This window comes from Streptomyces odonnellii (assembly GCF_000981895.1).
Taxonomy (GTDB): domain Bacteria; phylum Actinomycetota; class Actinomycetes; order Streptomycetales; family Streptomycetaceae; genus Streptomyces; species Streptomyces odonnellii.
Window position 1 is genome coordinate 1 of the sequence record NZ_LATD01000537.1, and the last position, 4,547, is coordinate 4,547.

General features: G+C 73.8%; 3 protein-coding genes. All 3 read right to left on the minus strand.

Annotation, left to right across the window (positions count from 1 at the left end; genetic code table 11):
• Window positions 1–44 precede the first annotated feature (44 nt).
• The 3 genes from WH07_RS34620 to WH07_RS34630 all read right to left on the minus strand — a co-directional run bounded on the left by WH07_RS34620 (window position 45) and on the right by WH07_RS34630 (window position 4,347).
• Entirely contained in the window at window positions 45–1,883 is a 1,839-nt protein-coding gene (locus tag WH07_RS34620) for an ABC transporter ATP-binding protein (protein WP_046508974.1), read from the minus strand.
• A complete protein-coding gene (locus WH07_RS34625; protein WP_046508978.1) occupies window positions 1,880–3,595 on the minus strand; it encodes an ABC transporter ATP-binding protein in 1,716 nt (571 codons plus the stop codon). Before WH07_RS34625 ends, WH07_RS34620 begins: the two co-directional genes overlap by 4 nt.
• 212 nt (window positions 3,596–3,807) lie before the next feature.
• Complete coding sequence (locus WH07_RS34630; protein WP_232789164.1) at window positions 3,808–4,347, minus strand: DUF4142 domain-containing protein; 540 nt, start codon at window positions 4,345–4,347, stop codon at window positions 3,808–3,810.
• Between the last annotated feature and the right edge of the window lie 200 nt (window positions 4,348–4,547).

Sequence of the window (4,547 nt, forward strand, 5' to 3'; positions counted from 1 at the left end):
GTGGGTGCGGGGGGTGGGGTGGTTGCGGTGCGGGGTCCGGAGGGTCAGGGCGCGGTGTCGCGGCGGTACGACCAGGCCTCCCACAGAGCCGCGTATGTGCCGCCGGCCGCGAGCAGTTCGTCGTGTGTGCCGGACTCCGCCACCCGGCCGGCGTCCACGACCACGATCCGGTCGGCGCTCGCGGCCTGTGTCAGACGGTGGGCGACGATCAGGGCCGTACGGCCGTCCACCGCGCGGGCGGCGGCCTTCTCCAGGGCGCGTGCCCCGGCGCTGCCCGCTTCCGCGGTGGCCTCGTCGAGGACCGCCACCGGCGGATCGGCCAGCACCAGCCGTGCCAGGGCGAGTTGCTGCGACTGCGCGCCGGTGAGCTGGTGCCCGCCCTCGCCGACGACGGTGGCCAGGCCGTCCGGCAGCAGGGCCGCCCAGCCCAGCGCGTCCACGCGGTCGAGCGCCGCGCGCAGTTCCGCGTCGGTGGCGTCGGGACGGGCCAGCCGCAGGTCGTCGGCGAGCGGCCCGGCGAACACATGCACGTCCTGGGTGACGAGGGCGATGTTCCGGCGGACCTCGGCACCGCCGAGCGAGTCCAACTCCGCGCCGCCGATCCGGACCGTGCCCTCGGACGGCCGGTGGATACTGGCCGTGATCTTCGCCAGCGTGGTCTTTCCCGCCCCGCTCGCCCCGACCAGCGCGACCCGTTCCCGCGGCTGGACCGTCAGATTCACCCCATGGAGGACGGGATGCCCCGGCCGGTACGCGTGACCGATCCCGTCGAGGGCGACCGACGCGTCACGCGGCACGGCCCGCCCCTCCGCGCGGACGGGAGGCAGGTCGACCACCCCGACGAGCCGGGCCAGGCCCGCCGTCGCCGACTGCGCGTCGTCGACCAGCATCAGTGCCGAGTTGACGGGGGTGAAGAGGCTGTGGAAGTAGAGCGCCGCGGCCGTCGCCGTACCGACGGAGACCGAACCGGCACGCACCAGCAGGAAGCCCGCCACCAGTACGGCCGCGAGACCCGTGAACTCGGCCAGATGCAGCCGGCTGTAGAAGCGCAGGACCAGGTGGACGCCGCGCATGGTCAGCGCCACCACGGACCGGGACCGCTCGGTGACCCGCTCGGTGTGCTCGTCCTCCAGCCGGAAGGCACGTACGGTCCGCGCGCCGCCGATGCTGTCCAGAAGCTGCTGCTGCTGGGCCCCGTGGGCGATGCGCTGCTCGGCGTAGAGCGGCGCCGCGTTCCGTATGTACCACCGCGCGGTGTACGCCTGTACGGGGACGGCGAGGAGCGCGGCGAGCAGGAAACGCCAGTCGAGCAGGGCCAGCGCGCCCAGGGTGAGCACGATCGCCAGCACCGAACGGGCCAGTTCGGGCAGCGCGTTGCGGACCGCGTCCGCGATCAGCGACACATCGCCGGTGACACGCGCCGTCAGGTCCCCCGAGCCCGCGCCCTCCACCTGCTCCAGTGGAAGCCCCAGGGCGCGGTCCACGAAGCGCTCGCGCAACCGGGCCAGTACGGTCTCGCCGAGGCGCGAGACCAGCGAGAGCCCCAGGCCGGTGGCTGCGCCCTGGACGACGGCGACCACCGCCAGCAGCACCACGGGCGCGACGACCGCGTCGGCCGGCCGGCCCTCGGTGACCGCGTCCACGATATGACCGAGCACCGGCTGCACCACCAGTCCGACCGCTGTCGCGGCGACCATGGTGACCAGGGCCGCGAGCGCCAGCGGCCGGTGGGGGCGGAGGAGTTCGCGTACCGCCGCGCGGGTGCGGCGGGCGGAGGCGGTGGGCAGCAGCACCCGGCTGTCCTCCTCGCCGGTGTTGCCGTTCTCCCTGGTGCGGTCGTCCCCGTGGGCGTGACTGTCCCTCTGGGCGTGGTCGTCCTTCACGCGAAGACCGCCGTCCGGTAGCTCTCGTGGCGCTGTACGAGGCGGGCGTGGGGCGCCGTGTCCGTGACGCGTCCGCCGCGCAGGAACACCACCCGGTCGGTCACCGCCAGCAGCGCCGGGCTCGTGGTGACCAGGATCGTCGTACGCCCGCGCCGGAAGTCCCTGAGCGCTCCGGCGATCCGGGCCTCCGTGACGGTGTCGACCGCGGTCGTGGGGTCGTGCAGGACCAGCACCGGGGCCTCGGCGGCCAGTGCCCTGGCCAGGGCCACGCGCTGCCGCTGGCCGCCGGAGAGGGACCGGCCGCGCTCGGTGACCGTCGTCGCCGCGCCGTGGGGGAGAGCCTCGGCGACCTCGTCGGCGCCGGCCGCGGCCATCGCCGCCGTGATGCGCGGGAGTTCCGCGGCGCTGTCGGGGGAGTGCCGGGCAGCGGCCGACACATTGCCGGCCAGTGTGCCCCCGAACAGGTCGGCGTCATGCCCCGCGACCAGCAGCACCCGCCGGATCTCCGCCGGGTCCAGTGCGGTCAGGGCCACCCCGTCCAGCTCCACAGCCCCGGTGTCCGGATCCGCCACCCGTCCCAGACAGCCGAGCAGCGCCGGCGCGTCCGCCGGATCGACGGCCACCACCCCGAGCAACTCACCGGGCGAGGCCTCCAGATCGACATCGCGCAGACCCGCGTACGAGACGCCCCGCAGCCGGACATGGCCGCGTACCGTCACCGGCAGTCCGTCCGGTCCTGGCTGCACCGCCGGAGGCGCGGCGAGCACCTTCGCGATACGGGCCGCGGACGAACGCCCCTGGGCGAACTCCGCGTTCACCCAGCCGACCACTTCGAGCGGCCCGAGCAGGAACAGCGCCAGCCCGACCGCCGAGACCAGCCCGCCCAGAGTGATGTCGCCGGCGGCGGCCAGACGACCGCCGATCAGGGCGACCAGGGCGATGAACACACCCGTCAGCCCGAGGGTCATTCCCTTCTGCCAGGCATGCGCCCGGGTCGCGCGGAGGGTGGCGGCCAGCGAGGCACGGCTGGCGGAGCGGTAGCGGGCGACGGCCGCCGACTCGGCGCCGATTCCCTTGAGCACCCGCAGACCGGCCACGAGATCCGCGGCGACCGCCGACGCCTGCCCGGCCCGCTCCTGCTCGGCCTCGCTGCGCCGCTCCAGCGGCCCGCTCAGCAGATGGCCGAGCCACAGCAGCAGCGGTGTGCCCAGCAGGACGACGAGGCCGAGCGGTACGGAGATCCAGAGCAGGGCCGCGGCGCTGACGCCCAGCGCGGCCAGCGCGGCCGCCGCCTCCATCACCGCGACGTTCACGGCGCCGACCCGTTTGGCGTCCTCGGTGGCGGTGTTCACCAGGGCGCCGGGCAGCCCCAGCGCCTCGGTGCCGCCCCCCGGATGCAGGACCCGGCCGACCAGCGCGATCCGCAGTTCGTGCGAGGCCGCGACGGCGGCCCGCTCCGAGAGCCGCGCACCGGTCCGGAAGCTGAACGAGAGCCCGATGTACGCGATGGCCAGCACGCCGGTCCACCACCACAGCGCGGCCCCGTCGCTCCTCGCGACGGCCCGGTCGATCACCAGGCCGATGAGCACCGGTATGAGCGCCTCGCCCGCCTGATGCCCGGCCGCGAGGAGGGACGACAGCGCTACATCACGCCGTTGTCCCCGCACCGCGTGTCTCAGGACATCCTGCCCCGCCGGGCCTTCAGCCCCCACCGCACCCCTCCGGCTCCTGCGATCCCTGGCCACCAGTCAGGCCCAAAACTTAGGTAAGGCTACACTAAGTGATCGCTGGCGGCCACTGCCACGGCCGGCGGCGGAGCAGCGCCGTGGAGCAGAGCGGTTCAAGGGCGGTGCCGAACAGGCCAAAGGCGGTGCCGGCGGCTTCCGGCACCGCCTTTCCGTCGCGGTGGATTCGCCAAGTGGCCTTACGACGGGTCGATTTCGGCCTCGCAGGCGCGGATCAGCGTGAGGTGCGTGGCGACGACGGGACGCGCGGCCGCGGCTGCCGCCCGGACTTCGGCGTTCCCGCCCGTCTTGACCTCGGTGTCGATCAGGGCCAGCGCTGCGATGTGGCTGGTGGCCTGGTCGGCCAGCCAGGAGGTGTCGTACGCGTGAGTGCCGGCCTTGGCCTGTATGGCGGCGAGGTCTTCCTGTTGTGCCTCGGAGAGCCCGGCCGGGAGGGTGACGCCGAGTTTGCCCGCCAGTGCGATCACGCCGGCGTCGAGTTTTCTGTGGTCGCGCACGATTCGCGCGCCGACGCTCTTCACACAGGCCGCCCTGGCGTTCTTGCCCGCGTCCTCTCCTGCCGCGATCTCCGCCAGGTTCGCCTGGTGGATCGTCGTGAGAAAGGGCGCGTCGGTCGCGGCAGGGGCCTCGGCCGGGGCCGCCGCGAACGCGGGCGGCGCTGATACAGCGGTCAGTGCCACGAGTATCGCGGCGGTGGCCATGCGTCGTACAGCAGTCATCTGCGTCGCTCCCTTCGCCCGGTCCGGGGCACACGGAGACCGGCGTCGGACCGGTTTCTGAACGGGCACGCGAGTCGGTGTCCGGGAGATGATGCTTTCCCTCGACACAGGGTGTGGTCACACAATCACTCTTTCCTCACACCAATGGCCGCCGCCCGCCGCGTTCCCCCCCGCCTCCCCGTCTCCCGCCCGTGCACCGT